General features: G+C 58.2%; 15 protein-coding genes and 1 tRNA gene. 10 read left to right on the top strand and 6 right to left on the bottom strand.

Annotation, left to right across the window (positions count from 1 at the left end):
- Positions 1 to 89 precede the first annotated feature (89 nt).
- Positions 90 to 971, top strand: coding sequence for a helix-turn-helix transcriptional regulator (locus ACQZ63_RS05030; RefSeq protein WP_162686714.1), 882 nt, complete (start codon positions 90 to 92; stop codon positions 969 to 971).
- 128 nt (positions 972 to 1,099) lie between these two features.
- Entirely contained in the window at positions 1,100 to 1,492 is a 393-nt protein-coding gene (locus ACQZ63_RS05025) for a PRC-barrel domain-containing protein (protein ID WP_111790144.1), read from the top strand.
- Positions 1,493 to 1,558: 66 nt separating this feature from the next.
- On the opposite strand, the gene ACQZ63_RS05020 is transcribed toward ACQZ63_RS05025, so the two are convergent.
- The 4 genes from ACQZ63_RS05020 to ACQZ63_RS05005 all read right to left on the bottom strand — a co-directional run bounded on the left by ACQZ63_RS05020 (position 1,559) and on the right by ACQZ63_RS05005 (position 3,630).
- A complete protein-coding gene (locus tag ACQZ63_RS05020; protein ID WP_003514896.1) occupies positions 1,559 to 1,801 on the bottom strand; it encodes a DUF982 domain-containing protein in 243 nt (80 codons plus the stop codon).
- A gap of 327 nt (positions 1,802 to 2,128) precedes the next feature.
- Positions 2,129 to 2,287, bottom strand: a complete 159-nt coding sequence (locus tag ACQZ63_RS05015) for a YqaE/Pmp3 family membrane protein (protein WP_003514897.1) — start codon at positions 2,285 to 2,287, stop codon at positions 2,129 to 2,131.
- 167 nt (positions 2,288 to 2,454) lie between these two features.
- Positions 2,455 to 2,530, bottom strand: a tRNA-Thr gene (locus ACQZ63_RS05010).
- A gap of 137 nt (positions 2,531 to 2,667) precedes the next feature.
- On the bottom strand, positions 2,668 to 3,630 hold the full coding sequence (locus tag ACQZ63_RS05005) for an NAD(P)H-dependent flavin oxidoreductase (protein WP_065661405.1): 963 nt from the start codon (positions 3,628 to 3,630) through the stop codon (positions 2,668 to 2,670).
- A gap of 255 nt (positions 3,631 to 3,885) precedes the next feature.
- On the opposite strand from ACQZ63_RS05005, the gene ACQZ63_RS05000 reads away from it, so the two are divergent.
- On the top strand, positions 3,886 to 5,031 hold the full coding sequence (locus ACQZ63_RS05000) for a hypothetical protein (RefSeq protein ID WP_065661404.1): 1,146 nt from the start codon (positions 3,886 to 3,888) through the stop codon (positions 5,029 to 5,031).
- 61 nt (positions 5,032 to 5,092) lie between these two features.
- On the opposite strand, the gene ppk2 is transcribed toward ACQZ63_RS05000, so the two are convergent.
- On the bottom strand, positions 5,093 to 5,974 hold the full coding sequence (gene ppk2 / locus ACQZ63_RS04995; RefSeq protein WP_003514903.1) for a polyphosphate kinase 2: 882 nt from the start codon (positions 5,972 to 5,974) through the stop codon (positions 5,093 to 5,095).
- Positions 5,975 to 6,214: 240 nt separating this feature from the next.
- Here ppk2 and phoR point away from each other — a divergent pair, with 240 nt between their 5' ends.
- The 7 genes from phoR (at position 6,215) to phoB (ending at position 14,151) form a co-directional block, all read left to right on the top strand.
- Positions 6,215 to 7,474 (top strand): phosphate regulon sensor histidine kinase PhoR, encoded by a 1,260-nt coding sequence (gene phoR, locus ACQZ63_RS04990; RefSeq protein WP_050923853.1) that lies wholly within the window; start codon positions 6,215 to 6,217, stop codon positions 7,472 to 7,474.
- 195 nt (positions 7,475 to 7,669) lie between these two features.
- Positions 7,670 to 8,704 carry a substrate-binding domain-containing protein gene (locus ACQZ63_RS04985; RefSeq protein ID WP_003514907.1) on the top strand — a complete coding sequence of 345 codons (1,035 nt, stop codon included), beginning with the start codon at positions 7,670 to 7,672 and terminating at the stop codon, positions 8,702 to 8,704.
- Between the two features lie 274 nt (positions 8,705 to 8,978).
- Complete coding sequence (gene pstC, locus ACQZ63_RS04980) at positions 8,979 to 10,463, top strand: phosphate ABC transporter permease subunit PstC (RefSeq protein ID WP_003514909.1); 1,485 nt, start codon at positions 8,979 to 8,981, stop codon at positions 10,461 to 10,463.
- Entirely contained in the window at positions 10,460 to 11,782 is a 1,323-nt protein-coding gene (pstA, locus tag ACQZ63_RS04975; protein WP_111782834.1) for a phosphate ABC transporter permease PstA, read from the top strand. Before pstC ends, pstA begins: the two co-directional genes overlap by 4 nt.
- Positions 11,783 to 11,796: 14 nt before the next feature.
- Positions 11,797 to 12,612, top strand: coding sequence for a phosphate ABC transporter ATP-binding protein PstB (pstB, locus tag ACQZ63_RS04970; RefSeq protein ID WP_003514913.1), 816 nt, complete (start codon positions 11,797 to 11,799; stop codon positions 12,610 to 12,612).
- 98 nt (positions 12,613 to 12,710) lie between these two features.
- Positions 12,711 to 13,436 (top strand): phosphate signaling complex protein PhoU, encoded by a 726-nt coding sequence (gene phoU / locus ACQZ63_RS04965; protein ID WP_003514921.1) that lies wholly within the window; start codon positions 12,711 to 12,713, stop codon positions 13,434 to 13,436.
- 31 nt (positions 13,437 to 13,467) lie between these two features.
- The gene (gene phoB, locus ACQZ63_RS04960; RefSeq protein WP_003493692.1) at positions 13,468 to 14,151 is read left to right on the top strand and encodes a phosphate regulon transcriptional regulator PhoB; all 684 of its coding nucleotides are present in this window, start codon (positions 13,468 to 13,470) and stop codon (positions 14,149 to 14,151) included.
- Positions 14,152 to 14,450: 299 nt separating this feature from the next.
- On the opposite strand, the gene ACQZ63_RS04955 is transcribed toward phoB, so the two are convergent.
- The gene (locus tag ACQZ63_RS04955; RefSeq protein ID WP_003514924.1) at positions 14,451 to 14,984 is read right to left on the bottom strand and encodes a GcrA family cell cycle regulator; all 534 of its coding nucleotides are present in this window, start codon (positions 14,982 to 14,984) and stop codon (positions 14,451 to 14,453) included.
- Positions 14,985 to 15,102 lie beyond the last annotated feature (118 nt).

The raw sequence follows: 15,102 nt of genomic DNA, 5'->3' as shown, positions 1-15,102 counted from the left end.
GTTGCGGGAAAAATAGTTTGCCCCTATAAACATGAATAATCTTATCATGTTTATAGGGGCGCCTTTGCGCCTTGCGGGATCGAGAGGCCATGGCTTTCCGCGTTCGGATGGAAAATGAGATCGAGGGCTTTGCCGTTATCGGCGGTCCACGCTCGCGGGTGTGGAACGGCATCGTCGCCGATCTCTGGGACGTGCGTTGCGCATCGAAGGCGGGTGGCCGCTATGTCGGCAAGGACCCGCGTTTCGTTTTCCTGCTTGATATGGATGGGACGGATGATGGCCGGTTCATGATGAACCGTAGCCGCCGCGACAATTACGCGTCATCCGAAGCGAACCGCATTTCCTTCGTACCGGCCGACCTGGATATACATGCGGAACTCAGCAATGTTTCCTTCGTGCGCCATCTCGATCTGCACTTCGATGCGGGATTGCTGGGGGCGCGGCTGGTGCAGGGGTTCGATCCGCACGGGTTGCTCGATCCGCACCTGATGTTCGAGGATGAGCGCCTGCTGGTGCTTGCGCGGCTGATCGCCGCAGAATGTGATAATCCAGACCCTTTGCACGATCTATACGGCGAAAGCCTCGTGCTGGCGCTATTGACGGATTTCCTCAAGGTGAAGCGGGAGCCGGTCAAAAAACGCAGCAAGCTGGCCTCCTGGCAGTTGAGGGCGGCGACCGATTACATTCGCGAACATTGCCTGCGGTCGATAAGGCTGGAGGAACTGGCAGAACTCACCAACCTGTCGCAATCCCATTTCAGCCACGCCTTCAAGGCGTCGACAGGCGTACCGCCGCATCAATGGCAGATGCAGGCGCGTATCGATCGGGTCAAGGACCTGATGATGCGAACCGACATGGCGCTGACCGACATCGCCATCGCAGCCGGGTTTTCGGATCAGGCGCATTTTTCCCGCGTCTTCCGTAAAATGGTCGGCGTTTCTCCTTCCGTCTGGCAAAAAATCCGCCAATAGGGCTTTTTCCGCGCCTCCTGATCCGCGTCTTCAGTCCGCAGCGCGCGAAAAGCTTCGGAACGAATTTCCGGTGGAGGGGTTTACCAGGCGTAATACTCACGAGGAAAAAACCAAGGAGGAAAGACGTTATGTTGCATCAAGAACCCCGTGCCGGGCAGGACCCTTACGTCAAGGATACACCGAGCCTGATCGCCAGCGACAAGGTTGAAGGCACGCGCGTCTATGGCGCCGATGGCAAGCATATCGGCTCGATCCAGCGTATCATTCTGGAAAAACGCGGCGGCCGTGTCGCTTATGCGGTTTTGAGCTTCGGTGGCTTTTTCGGAATCGGCGACGACTATTATCCGCTGCCGTGGGAAAAGTTGCATTATGACGAAGAGCTTGACGGCTATCGCATCGATCTTACTAAAGAGCAGATCGAAAATGCGCCTCACTTCGCCAACCTGGACGACGACGACCTGCTGCATTCGCGAGACCGCAAGGTTTACGACTACTACGGCGTCGCACCTTACTGGATGTAGATCGAACGAAATATAGCAAGCATGAAAATGGCCCCTTTCGAGGGGCCATTTGTCGTCTGAATATGGTCAGTGCGGATTTTTCTGCATCTCGGAAACCGCATCGGTAAAGCACTTTCGCGCTTCCTCCGGCGATTTGCGTCCATCAAGCGCAGCGCGGCAGGCGCTTCTGGCTCTCACGAAACTCAATCCGCGAATTTTGGGCCAGCCTTCCGTCAATAACATCAGTGCCTCGAACGGGCCGGCGATAACGCTTTTGCCCTTCGCCTCGAGATTGACCTCGACAGGCTCTGTCCATCTCTCGTTCTTCATCGTGCACCTCCCAGAGCAACGCGATCCCGAAATACACCCGACAGCAAAGCAACCCATGAACGCAGCCGTGTGTCACCGCTGATTAGAATAAGCGCAAGCGATCGAATTGACAACGGTGATCAACGAAAGCCGAAAAACGAAAGAATCGCCAGAACGATGACGACGAGGCCCACGATGTAGATGATCTGGTTCATGATTTTCTCCTTAGCTGGTGTCATCACCATAACGTGAGGGAGAAGATGAGGTTCCAGTCGGAATTACGAATTTAATCACGTACTAAAATATTGTGCGCATCTGATGGTTGTCCCGTCATATGCCGCGCAAATCTCATTTGCGCAGGATCACCCAGATCGCGTGAATGATGCCGGGAATGTAACCGCAAAGCGTGAGCAGGATATTCAACCAGAAATGCAGGCCAAGTCCGACCTGGAGAAACACGCCAACCGGCGGAAGAATGATGGCGATGAGAATACGAAGGACATCCACGATGGCAAGCTTTCCATTTGATTGCGACTTGCTGCTCAACGTGCGGAGGCCTGTTTGGTTTCAAAGGTTTTATGATTGCAGCAGCAGCGCCAAATGACGATTTCCGCCAGTGGACAACGCCGCGTCAAAGACAACTCAATGTCGGAAATGAATTTTTTGGGAAGAAATGGTGCCGCTTACGTGACTCGAACACGTGACCCCGTCATTACGAATGACGTGCTCTACCAACTGAGCTAAAGCGGCCCGATTGTGACCCGTTTGTTACGGATCAGCTTCATGGCGGGCTGATACAGGCAATGCTGACGGATTTCAAGCCTTGAATGCGCGGGTTTCGAAAAATCCGAAAAAAAGCTTTGCCTGCCCGTTGTTTATAAGTGGCCTCAGCCTCTCGCGCAGATGCGCTGTCTGGCTGCCTCATACTCGCGTACCAGCCGATCGACGAGGTCAGCCACCGGCTCCACCACCTTGACCGCGCCGATGCCTTGTCCGGCGCCCCATATATCCTTCCAGGCCTTTGCTCCGCCGGTGGCGGTTTCGAAGTCCATCTTGGAAGGGTCCGCTTCCGGCAGGTTGTCGGGGTCCATGCCTGAGGCGACGATCGAGCTTTTCAGGTAGTTGCCGTGTACGCCCGTGAAATAGTTCGAATAAACGATGTCCTTGGCCTGTGCCTCCACGATCGCCTGCTTGTAAGCGTCGGAGGCCCGGGCTTCCTGCGTCGCGATGAAGGGGGAGCCTATATAGGCCATATCCGCGCCCATGGCCTGCGCCGCAAGGATGGAGCCGCCATTGGCGATGGCGCCAGCCAGCAGCAGGGGGCCATCAAACCATTCGCGGATTTCCTGAACCAGGGCGAAGGGCGAAAGCGTGCCCGCATGTCCGCCGGCACCCGTTGCCACTGCAATCAGCCCGTCCGCGCCCTTGCGGATGGCGGAGCGGGCGTGGCGATCGTTGATGACATCATGCAGCACGATACCGCCATAGGAATGCACGGCCGCATTGACTTCCGGTACTGCACCAAGCGAGGAAATCACCACCGGCACCTTGTATTTGACGCAGAGGCCGAGATCGTGTTCCAGCCGCCGGTTGGACATATGTACGATCTGGTTGACGGCGAAAGGAGCGGCCGGGCGCTCGGGGTTGGCCCTGTTGTGGGCGGCCAGCTCCTCGGTGATCATTGCCAGCCATTCGTCCAGCTGGCTTTCGGGCCGCGCATTCAGCGCCGGGAAAGCGCCGATGACACCCGCCTTGCATTGCGCCAGCGTCAATTGCGGATGCGAAATAATGAATAGCGGTGACGCTATGACCGGAAGACGCAGATTGTCTTTCAGCACGGACGGCAGCATGTCTCCTCCCACGGATTACGTTTACGCGCACGTAAGTCAATATCGTGTTCGGCGGCGGATTGAAAGCGAAAACAGCGTCGTACTGGCCCGGCAGACCTGCGCTCGCAGCGCCACAATGGATCGATTTTCCCCAAGGCAATCCGGTCTTTATCGCAAACGATGCTTGCGGAGGCGCGGCATAGCCGTTACCGAATCGTAAACCAATGGCGCACTGCCACATATTTTTTGCGAAGAGCAGTAGAATAAGGATCGGTCGTGAGCGGACTGGAAACGGCAATCAGAAATGCTCTGGAAAAATCGGACAGATCGAACGCCGAAGTTCGTGCACGAATTTACCAATCGTCCCGTCAGGCACTGGAAGCGGGCCTGCGCAAGCAGGGCATAGACGACCCGCAGATTGTGGGCCAGCAGCGCCAGCGGCTCGAAAGCCTGATCCATGTTATAGAGAATGAAGAGCGGAACCGTCTTCTGGACAGGGTGGAGCAGCAGTTGCGGCCGCCTGTGCCGGAAAGTGCGGCGCATGACGGCCCCTCGGTCGATCCCGTCTCACAATCGCAGCATCACGGCGATATGGCCGTCGAGCCGGAATTGCGTGGCGAAACGCGCGATGTGCAGCCGGGCGCCGCTGCCGCTCCGGAACCGCTGAGTGCTGGACGTCGCAATGGAAAACCGCCAAGAAGAGGCTCCAGCGCAGGTGACGCCTCGCTCGCGTTTCGTCCGGAAGGTGCCGTTGGCCGCCGCAAGCGTCGCGGACTTTTCGCCCGCCTTTTCATGCTCGTGACACTGCTTGCCTTTGTTGGTTTCGGCGCCTGGTGGGTCTATTCCTCCGGCCTGCTGCTCACGCCGGAGCAGCGCGATACCAGCGTGCCCAATCCGCCGGCACAAGTCCAGGCGGAGGACTTCAACGGTACTGAGCCCGCGCCGAGCCTTTCCGCCGGCCGCGGTTTTTCCGACGACTGGGTGGAAGTATTTAATGCGGAGCGCGGCAGTTCCGGAGTTTCGGCAGGCCCCCGCGCCAATGTCGAGAACATCGCCACACCCGCCGGCAAGGCGATACGGGTGACCTCGAGAAGCGTCTCTCAGGACGGCGCAATCAGCGTCGAGGTTCCGGTGGAAGTGATGCGCGACATGGCGGGTAAATCCTCGACCATCTCGATCACGCTGCAATCCTCCAGCGATCGGCAAACGCAGGTTTCCGTAGCATGCGATTTCGCCACGTTGGGCGATTGCTCCCGTCACCGTTTCACGGCCACGGCCGAGCGTGCGGATATGCTGCTGAACACGACGTTCGAGCGTTCGCTTGCCCCGAATGCGCCCGGCAAGATCTTCATCAACAGCGATATCGATGGTAATGCCCGCCCGGTGAACCTGTACTCCGTGCGCATTTTGCCGGGTCAGTAAGAATCCAGCAAGAAGAGGGAACAAGCGCCGCAGCCAGGGCGCTTGTTGACGTCTCCCAGTCTTATTTCAGAAAACCCGGTCCTGATCCCAGGATCTTGTCGTCGATTTCGCCAATCGCCTTTTTGTCCTTGCCGTCGTAGTCAAGCGTATTGAGGATGTGGCGAATGAGGTTCACCCTCGCACGGCGTTTGTCGTTGGCGCGCACCACCGTCCACGGGGCGACATCGGTGTGGGTCTTTTCCAGCATCTCGTCGCGCTTTTGTGTGTAGTCGTCCCACTTCGTCAGCGCGGCGATATCCATGTCGGAAAGCTTCCAGCATTTCAGCGGGCTGTGGCGACGGTCATGGAAGCGCTCGATCTGCGTTTCGCGGCCGATATCAAGCCAGAACTTGAACAGATGAACACCCTCATGGACCAGCATCTTTTCGAGGCGTGGTGTTTCCTTGAGAAAGCGCTTGTGCTCTTCCGGGGTGCAGAAGCCCATGACAGGCTCCACCCCGGCGCGGTTATACCAGGAACGGTCGAAGAGGACGAATTCTCCAGCCGTCGGGAAATGCGAGATATAGCGCTGGAAATACCATTGGCCACGCTCGGTCTCGGTTGGTTTGGTCAGCGCCACGACACGGGCATAGCGGGGGTTGAGGTAAGCGTGGGCCGCAAAGATCGCGCCGCCCTTTCCGGCGGCATCGCGTCCTTCGAAGACTGCCATCACCCGTTTGCCGGTGGCCTGCAGCCAGAACTGCACCTTGACCAGCTCAACCTGCAGCGCCTCGAGGGTGGCGTCGTATTCCTCCCGCTTCATCTTTTTGTCGTAAGGAAAATCTCCGGCGGAAAGCTTTTTTTCCTCTACCCAGTCGGGAAGAACCGGATCGTCGATGTCGAAGCTGCGCAGCTTGCCGCCAATGGTGATCTCCACCGATCGCTTCTTCGTTTCTTCGCCCATGCTTTCCTCCTGATGTTGTTGTGTAAAGGCAACTCGCTGCCAATGAGTTCATATCCACCCGCATAATTCAAGTGAAAGAGGATTGGTTAGCCTGAGTGCTACCGCAGTGACGATTGCGGCGCAGATTTTGGGCATATACGCTGTGGAAAATACGCGATGATGAATCTCTGTCATGAAGCTGGCCTATGAGACTCCGATGCGCTGTCAGGTGAAAGTGGAAAGTGTGCTGAAATGGCAGTCATGAAAGGCGAGAGTGGATTGAAGCTTTTTGCGAAAAAGCTTGGCCGAAACTGGTTGCCTGTTCTCGTCGTCAGCATGCTTGCCGTCGCTGCCGTTTCTGAGTTGCAAACGCCCTACATGCCCGCCGTCCTGTGGCTCTGTGCCGTCATCGCTATTTTGACCGCCCGGCAAAAGCCGGAGGAGCCGGCTAAGGATGAAACCGCAGCTGCTGAGGCGGAAGAACCTGATGTGCCCGGCGAAAACGTCATTTCCGGGGTGAGGGCGGGTCTGGCCGTTCTTGATACGCCGGTCTTCATCCTCGATAAAAACGCAGGCGTGCTTTATCAGAACGGCGCGGCGGAACGCGCCTTTGGCCAGCTTCCGGCCGGCGCACATATTTCCGCCCGGCTGCGTTCGCCGGGCTTGCTGGATGTCATTCGCGAAACCATCACCACCGGCCAGCCCAACCAGGTCGAGCATTCCGAGCGTTTTCCCTCAGAGCGGGTCTTCATCGTCCGCATTGCCCGGGCGGATGCGGGAGAGGCGGCGGGTCCACCGTTCTACATCCTGTCGTTCCGCGATGTTTCGGAGCTTCGCCGCATCGACCGCATGCGCAGCGACTTCGTCGCCAATGCAAGCCATGAATTGCGCACCCCACTCGCCTCGCTGCGCGGTTTCATCGAAACCATGCAGGGGCCGGCCCGCAACGACCCCAAAGCGCAGGAACGTTTCCTCGCCATCATGCTGGATCAGGCCACACGCATGAGCAGGCTGGTGGATGACCTCATGTCACTCTCAAGGCTGGAATTGCGGGCGAATATTGCGCCGGACCAGAAGGTCGATCTCGTCCCAGTCATCGGCCATGTCCGGGATGCGCTGCTGCCGCTCGCCAACGAGCTGGATGTGGTTATTACGCTGCATCTGCCCGACCGGTCGGCAGAAGTGCAGGGCGACCGCGACGAACTGGTGCAAGTGTTTCAGAACCTCGTTGAAAATGCTTGTAAATATGGCCAGGAAGGCAAGGTCGTGGATGTCTGGCTGCGTGCCGAACCCGGCAAGCCGGTGGAGGTGAGCGTCATTGACAAGGGGCCGGGCATTCCTGCTGAACATGTGCCGCGTCTGACGGAACGGTTTTACCGCGTCAGTGTCGCTGACAGTCGCTCCAAAAAAGGGACCGGCCTCGGGCTTGCCATCGTCAAGCACATCCTCACCCGCCACCGCGCCCGCCTCATCATTAAATCGGAACTGGGCAATGGCACTGACTTTACCGTCAGATTCTGACATAGAGTACGTTACAGTCTTTAGCTTCGAAAAATTTTATAAATAAAATCAATAATTTAGGCTGTCACAAATCTTTCACCGAAGTGACATAAAAGGAAGTGGTTACGGTGGTTAAGAAGAGACCGCCGAGCGCATGCTAAGAGCGTCTGCCGCTATCGGCTGCGTCCACAAACAAGCCCACGACGGGAGAGACAAATGAACTTCGTTAAATTTTCCGCAGCAGCTCTGGTGGCTTCTGTCGCCTTCGCTGGCGCCGCCGCTGCTCGCGACCAGATCCAGGTTGCTGGTTCCTCCACGGTTCTGCCCTATGCCAAGATCGTTGCCGAAACTTTTGCTGAGACTTTCCCGAACTTCAAGGCTCCGGTTGTTGAGTCTGGCGGCACGGGCGGCGGTCTGAAGGCGTTCTGCTCCGGCGTCGGCGAAGGCACCATCGACATTGCAAACGCTTCGCGCCCGATCAAGAGCGACGAACTTGCCGCTTGTAAGGCCGCTGGCGTTGCCGACGTTCAGGAAGTGAAGATCGGCTACGACGGCATCGTCTTCGCAATGGACTCTTCCAACAAGGACATCAAGCTCGAGCCGAAGGATCTGTACCTCGCGCTCGCCGCTGAAATCGTCAAGGACGGCAAGCTCGTTGCCAACCCTTACAAGAAGTGGTCGGAAATCAACAAGGAACTGCCTGATGTAGCGATCGCCGCTTACATTCCGGGTTCCAAGCACGGCACGCGCGAAGTCTTCGAAGAGAAGATCATGGCTGACGGCTGCAAGGAAGCCAAGGCGACCGACGCCATCAAGGCGCTGATCACCGACGCCAAGCAGGCTGCTGCCAAGTGCGTTGCAGTTCGCAAGGACGGCGCTGCAGTCGACATCGACGGCGACTACACCGAGACGCTTGCCCGCATCGACGCCAACAAGACCGGCCTCGGCGTTTTCGGCCTGGCATTTTACGAGAACAACGCTGACCGCCTGAAGGTTGCGACCGTCAGCGGCGTTGTTCCGTCCACGGAAACCGTTGCCAGCGGCAAGTACCCGGTTTCGCGCCCGCTGTTCTTCTACGTGAAGAAGGCTCACCTGGGCGTTATCCCGGGCCTCAAGGAATATGTCGAGTTCTTCGTTTCTGACGAAATGATCGGCCCCGACTCCCCGCTCGCAAACTACGGCCTCGTTGCCGCTCCGGAAAAAGAACGCGAAGAAATTCGCTCCAAGTTCGCTGCCGGCGCTTCGATGTAATAAACAAGGAGGGGTGCGGCCTGCCGCACCCCTCTCTCCGCTCCGGTACCGTTGTGCTTAAGGCGGCTGTCTCCGGTTGACAGTTCCCATCCATCGCCGTCCACATAATTGTTGATGGATTACAGATGGATAGGATGTATCAACCTTGACGCTTGCCAGACTTTGTTACAGTCAGGCGGCAAGCATCTCTGGATGGTCCAGCGGTCTCGTTTTGATGACTTTTTGATTTGCCCGATATCGCACCGTGCTCTTGAGGCACGACGAGGGAACTCTAATGAACACATCGATCCTTTTGCTGATACTGGTGTTGATCGGCATCGGCAGTTATCTGCTCGGCAGCCGCCGCGCCGTTGCTTTGTCTGGTGGGCGTCCCTCCAGCATGCATTCCCGTGCCGGTTATCACGGTTCCTACGCTGTCGTCTGGGCGGTGCTGCCCGCAGCGCTCATTCTCTGTATCTGGCTTGTTATCAGCCCGCTGATCGTTACCTCTGCGGTACGTGGCGAATTTCCCGAAGATGTGCGCTCCCAATCCGAAGCGCAGCAGAGCCTCACCTACGGCATGGTAACGTCCATCGCCCGCGGTCTTCAGCGTCTGACGCCGGAAGAAACCGCAAAGGTTGATGCGGATACGGCTGCGGTAAGATCGCTTCTGGCATCGAAGGGCGTGGCAATTGCCGGCGAACCCCAGCGTTTCATGGTCGATGCCGCCCAGACGCTGAATGCGATGACCTCCACCAGCCGCCTGGGCATGATCGCCACCGTGCTGCTGGCCGCATTCGCCGGTGCCGCTTATGCACTGCGTTCAATCGCGCCGCGTTTTCGGGCGCGCAACAGGGTGGAGCGGGTCATTCTCGCCGCTCTGGTCGTCGCGTCGTCCATCGCCATCCTGACGACCATCGGCATCGTCCTTTCGATGCTTTCAGAAGCAATCCAGTTCTTCACCATGGTTCCGGCGCACCAGTTCTTCTTCGGAACGGTATGGGATCCGCGTTTTGCCGCTGCCGGTGCGACTGACTCTTCCGGCCAGTTCGGCCTGATCCCGCTGCTCGCCGGCACGCTCTATATCGGTTTCGTCGCCATGCTGGTCGCCGTTCCGGTCGGGCTGTTTTCGGCGATCTATATGTCGGAATATGCGACGCCGCGCCTTCGCTCGATTGTAAAGCCGCTGCTCGAGGTGCTCGCGGGCATCCCGACAATCGTCTACGGCTTCTTCGCGCTGACGACCGTTGGTCCTTTCCTGCGAGACATTTCCACACAGATCAGCGGTCTTGCGACAGGCAACTACGCCAACTTCATCCAGGCGCAGAGCGTCATCACCGCCGGCTTCGTCATGGGCATCATGCTGATCCCTTATGTTTCGTCGCTGTCTGACGACATCATCACCGCCGTGCCGCGTTCGCTGCGCGATGGCTCTCTCGGTCTCGGCGCCACGCGCTCTGAAACCATCAAGAAGGTCATCCTTCCCGCCGCTCTTCCCGGCATCGTCGGCGCCGTGCTGATGACGGCGTCGCGTGCGATCGGTGAGACCATGATCGTGGTTCTTGCGGCTGGCGTCGCTGCCCGCCTGCAGCTCAACCCCTTCGAACCCATGACAACAGTGACGGTCAAGATTGTCAGCCAGCTGACGGGTGACCTTGAGTTTACCTCGCCGCAAACGCTGGTGGCCTTCGCGCTGGGCATAACTCTTTTTGCAATCACGCTTTGCCTGAATATCTACGCGCTTTACATCGTGCGCAAATACCGGGAGCAATATGAATGACCGACATCGTTTCCCCGGCGGCCGGTGCTGCCGCCGTGAACAAGGCCGCGCGCCGTGATATCGGCATCAAGCGTCGCTATGCTGCTGAACGCCGCTTCCGCGCCTATGGATTGGCAGCAATCTCGTTCGGCCTCATCTTCCTCTTTCTGCTGCTCTGGTCGGTCGTATCCAAGGGTCACACCGCCTTCCAGCAGACGATGATCACCGTTCCGGTCGAGTTTTCCGAACTGATCATCGATCCAAAGAACGAGCGCGCAACCAATCCCGCAAAGCTGATGACGGCCAACTACCCCGTCCTCGCCCGTGATGCGGTGGCCAAGGTTCTCGGCGTCGCGCCGACGGATAAGGCCGGTCTTCGCGCCGTCAACGTCATGATCTCCGACAGCGTACGCACCCAGCTGCGTGATATCGTCGTCGCCGATCCGTCCGTCATCGGCACCACGCGCAGCGTCACGCTTCTGGCGTCGGGTGATGTCGACAGCGCCTTCAAGGGCCAGGTCGACATGTCGGGGGATGAAGCAAACCGCCGTATCTCGAACCAGCAGCTCGGCTGGATGAACCAGCTCGTGGAAAGCGGACAGCTTGGCAAGCATTTCAATACCGGCATCTTCGTCAACGGCGCTTCGAGCCGTCCGGAAGCCGCGGGTGTTGGCGTTGCGCTGATCGGCTCGTTCTACATGATGCTGATCGTGCTGGTGCTGTCGCTGCCGATCGGTGTTGCGGCCTCCATCTATCTGGAGGAATTTGCCCCCAAGAACCGTTTGACGGACCTTATCGAGGTCAACATCAACAATCTGGCGGCTGTTCCCTCCATTGTTTACGGTCTGCTCGGTCTCTCCGTCTTCATCAACTTCATGGGCTTTCCACGCTCGGCCTCGCTGGTCGGCGGCCTCGTCCTGACGCTGATGACCCTTCCGACGATCATCATCGCCACCCGCGCGGCATTGAAGGCCGTGCCGCCGTCGATCCGCGCCGCCGCACTTGGTCTTGGCGCTTCCAAGATGCAGACGATTTTCCATCACGTCCTGCCGCTGGCAATGCCTGGCATTCTGACCGGCACCATCATCGGTCTCGCCCACGCACTGGGCGAAACGGCGCCGCTGCTTCTGATCGGCATGGTGGCATTCGTCGCGAACTATCCGACAACGCCTATGGATCCGTCCACGGCCCTGCCGGTGCAGATTTACATGTGGGCGAACGAAGCTGAGCGTGCCTTTGTCGAACGGACATCTGGCGCTATCATCATCCTGCTTCTGTTCCTCATTCTCATGAATGTTGGCGCAATCCTGTTGCGTCGCCGCTTTGAGCGGCGCTGGTAGAGGGAGCTAGAGCAATGAACATGTTGTCGGAAGCAGCAGTTGAAAAGGCGCTGGACAAGAAAATGAATGAAGTCTCATACAAGATGATCGGCAAGGATGTTTCGGTTTATTACGGCGAAAAGCGCGCGCTTTACGACGTGAACCTCAATGTCCGCGAAAACACGGTGACTGCACTTATCGGCCCGTCCGGTTGCGGTAAATCCACTTTCCTGCGCACCTTGAACCGCATGAACGACACGATCGACGGTTGCCGGGTCACCGGCAAGATCACGCTCGATACCGACGATATCTACGATCAGCAGATCGACGTCGTGGAACTGCGTGCCCGCGTCGGCATGGTGTTCCAGAAGCCGAACCCGTTCCCGAAGACGATTTATGAGAACATCGCCTACGGCCCGCGTATCCACGGTCTCGCCCGCAACAAGGCGGATATGGACCAGATCGTCGAGCATAGCTTGCAGAAAGCGGGTCTTTGGAACGAGGTGAAGGATCGTTTGCTGGAATCCGGCACGGGCCTGTCCGGTGGCCAGCAGCAGCGTCTGTGCATCGCACGCGCGGTTGCCGTCAGCCCGGAAGTGATCCTGATGGACGAGCCGTGCTCGGCGCTGGATCCGATCGCGACTGCGAAGGTCGAGGAACTGATCCACGAACTGCGCACCAACTACACCATCGTCATCGTCACGCACTCCATGCAGCAGGCGGCGCGCGTTTCCCAGCGTACGGCCATGTTCCATCTTGGTCATCTTGTCGAAGAAAACGAAACCGACAAGATGTTCACTAATCCGGACGACCAGCGCACGCAGGACTACATCATGGGCCGCTTCGGCTGATCCCCGGCCGGTGCTTTATCGTAACCGTACAAGACTGGTGCCTCTGCCGTGCCCCGCTGTTGGGCACGCGCATGCAGGCCAAGCCGGAGGAATAGACCATGACACAGACAACGACCCATTCGCATATCCTGTCTGCCTATGACGACGAACTGAAGTTTCTGACGCGCCGCATCGCCGAAATGGGCGGTCTTGCCGAGCAGATGTGCGGTGACGCCGTGCGCGCACTCGTCAATTCCGATGCTGCGCTTGCGCAGAAAGTCATTTCGGACGATACCATTCTCGACCACGCTGAGCGCGAAATTGGCGACAAGGCGATCGTAACCATCGCCAAGCGTCAGCCGATGGCGGCAGACCTTCGCGAGATCATCGGCACCCTGCGTATCGCCGCCGATCTCGAACGCGTCGGCGATCTTGGCAAGAACACGGCCAAGCGCGTTATCGCTGTCGCCGGCACCGGTGTTCCGCGCAAGCTCGCCCGCGGCATCGAGCATCTGTCCGACCTGGCGCTGGTGCAGCTCAAGGAAGTCCTCGACGTCTATTCCACGCGTTCCGCCGAAAAGGCCAATGCGATCCGTGAACGCGACGAGGAAATCGATGCCATGTACACGTCGCTCTTCCGGGAGCTTCTGACCTACATGATGGAAGACCCGCGCAACATCACCACCTGCACGCATCTTCTGTTCTGCGCCAAGAACATCGAGCGTATCGGCGATCATGCGACGAATATCGCAGAGACGATCTATTACATGACCACCGGCAGCCAGCCGGAGGGCGAGCGTCCGAAGGACGACAGTTCCAACACGCTTGGTTCGGTGACCGAGTAACAGACAAGCAGAAGCTTGCGGAGTTCAGCATATGGTGCCCAAGATTGCAGTTGTGGAAGACGAGGAAGCGTTGAGCGTCCTGCTTCGTTACAATCTCGAGGCTGAGGGATACGACGTCGACACGATACCCCGTGGCGATGAGGCGGAAATCAGGCTGCAGGAGCGCATTCCGGATCTTCTTATCCTGGACTGGATGTTGCCCGGTGTCTCCGGTATCGAACTGTGCCGGCGCTTGAGAATGCGGCCGGAAACAGAACGCCTGCCCATCATCATGCTGACGGCGCGTGGCGAAGAGAGCGAACGGGTTCGCGGTCTCGCTACCGGCGCTGACGATTATGTCGTCAAGCCGTTCTCGACGCCGGAACTCATGGCCCGGGTCAAGGCCATGTTGCGCCGGGCCCGTCCGGAGGTTCTGTCGTCGGTGCTCAAATGCGGCGATATCGAACTGGACCGCGAGACCCATCGCGTTCACCGCAAAAGCCGCGAAGTGCGTCTCGGCCCGACGGAATTCCGCTTGCTGGAATTCCTGATGACGTCGCCGGGTCGGGTGTTTTCCCGCTCGCAATTGCTGGATGGCGTCTGGGGTCATGATATCTATGTCGACGAGCGTACTGTCGATGTGCATGTCGGACGTCTGCGCAAGGCCCTGAATTTCTCGCACATGCAGGATGTCATCCGCACGGTGCGTGGTGCGGGATATTCGATGGAAGCCTGAGCGATGCGGAACCAGATAGTTTCGCTGGCGAAGTAGTGCACCAAAAAATCAGGAAGCCCGAAATCTGAAACGATTTCGGGCTTTTTCAATATGAATATCCGCCAAACTCGATGCCATTGTCCGTTTTGACCGGAGGAGATCGGCGGCGCGTTGAAATCCGGATTGAAGGGTCACGCCCGATAGTAAGGGGAAAGGGTGAGGCCTGCCATCAAGCCGCCCAGAAAGCGGCTTTATTTTTGTCATAAAAAAACGGGCCCGAAGGCCCGTAATTTTTGAGTGCTGAATGCGTGCCGCAACACTCAAGCCTTGCGGCGCTCGCTCACCGGCTGGTAGGCGAGTTTCGCATGGAACTTGCAATAGGGCGAAGATTCCAGCGCTTCACAACCGCAGAAATGGAAGTCGTCCTTCAGCGGATCGCCAACCGGCCATTTGCAGGTGCGCTCGGTCAGTTCCGTCAGCGTCAGGCGACGGGAAATCGGCGTGACAACGTTCTTGGAAGGAACGTAATCGAGCACCTGCGCGGTCTCGATATCGATCTCCTCGTGCAGCGCCGTTGCAGCGTTCGAACGGGTGAGGATACGCGCCGGTGCCGCGTTGACGCGACCTGCGAAAGTCGTCGCGCGCGGGGCAGGGGCAGCTGTGCGCTTCGGCGCGGAGCGTGCCGAAGTCACTGGACCGCCAGCCTTGACGCGTCCCGGCAGATTGAGACGATGGACCTTGCCGATCACGGCATTACGGCTGACGCCGCCCAGCTGCGCTGCAATCTGGCTGGCGCTAAGGCCCTCGGACCACAATTTCTTGAGCTTTTCGACTCGTTCGTCTGTCCAGTTCATGCCGCTTCTCCGCTTGTCGCGTGTATTTTCGGCAGAATCCCTCTCCGTCTCGCGCGCATGCCGCAAGCGTGGTTTCCGCCTGATTTTCGGTGACTAGTTCCGCCGCAATGCAGTCTAG

The organism is Agrobacterium sp. CG160-95, from assembly GCF_053521725.1.
This window is presented reverse-complemented; position numbering and strand designations above follow the sequence as displayed.

What these genes read in the sequence shown, in the direction of transcription:
- ACQZ63_RS05005 (WP_065661405.1), bottom strand. Translation starts at nt 3,630, where the DNA reads ATGCTGCCGTCCGTGCTGAAAGACAATCTGCGTCTTCCGGTCATAGCG.
- ppk2 (WP_003514903.1), bottom strand. Translation starts at nt 5,974, where the DNA reads ATGGGCGAAGAAACGAAGAAGCGATCGGTGGAGATCACCATTGGCGGC.
- pstB (WP_003514913.1), top strand. Translation starts at nt 11,797, where the DNA reads ATGAACATGTTGTCGGAAGCAGCAGTTGAAAAGGCGCTGGACAAGAAA.
- pstC (WP_003514909.1), top strand. Translation starts at nt 8,979, where the DNA reads ATGAACACATCGATCCTTTTGCTGATACTGGTGTTGATCGGCATCGGC.
- ACQZ63_RS05020 (WP_003514896.1), bottom strand. Translation starts at nt 1,801, where the DNA reads ATGAAGAACGAGAGATGGACAGAGCCTGTCGAGGTCAATCTCGAGGCG.
- phoR (WP_050923853.1), top strand. Translation starts at nt 6,215, where the DNA reads ATGAAAGGCGAGAGTGGATTGAAGCTTTTTGCGAAAAAGCTTGGCCGA.
- phoB (WP_003493692.1), top strand. Translation starts at nt 13,468, where the DNA reads ATGGTGCCCAAGATTGCAGTTGTGGAAGACGAGGAAGCGTTGAGCGTC.
- ACQZ63_RS04955 (WP_003514924.1), bottom strand. Translation starts at nt 14,984, where the DNA reads ATGAACTGGACAGACGAACGAGTCGAAAAGCTCAAGAAATTGTGGTCC.
- ACQZ63_RS05030 (WP_162686714.1), top strand. Translation starts at nt 90, where the DNA reads ATGGCTTTCCGCGTTCGGATGGAAAATGAGATCGAGGGCTTTGCCGTT.
- pstA (WP_111782834.1), top strand. Translation starts at nt 10,460, where the DNA reads ATGACCGACATCGTTTCCCCGGCGGCCGGTGCTGCCGCCGTGAACAAG.
- ACQZ63_RS04985 (WP_003514907.1), top strand. Translation starts at nt 7,670, where the DNA reads ATGAACTTCGTTAAATTTTCCGCAGCAGCTCTGGTGGCTTCTGTCGCC.
- ACQZ63_RS05025 (WP_111790144.1), top strand. Translation starts at nt 1,100, where the DNA reads ATGTTGCATCAAGAACCCCGTGCCGGGCAGGACCCTTACGTCAAGGAT.
- phoU (WP_003514921.1), top strand. Translation starts at nt 12,711, where the DNA reads ATGACACAGACAACGACCCATTCGCATATCCTGTCTGCCTATGACGAC.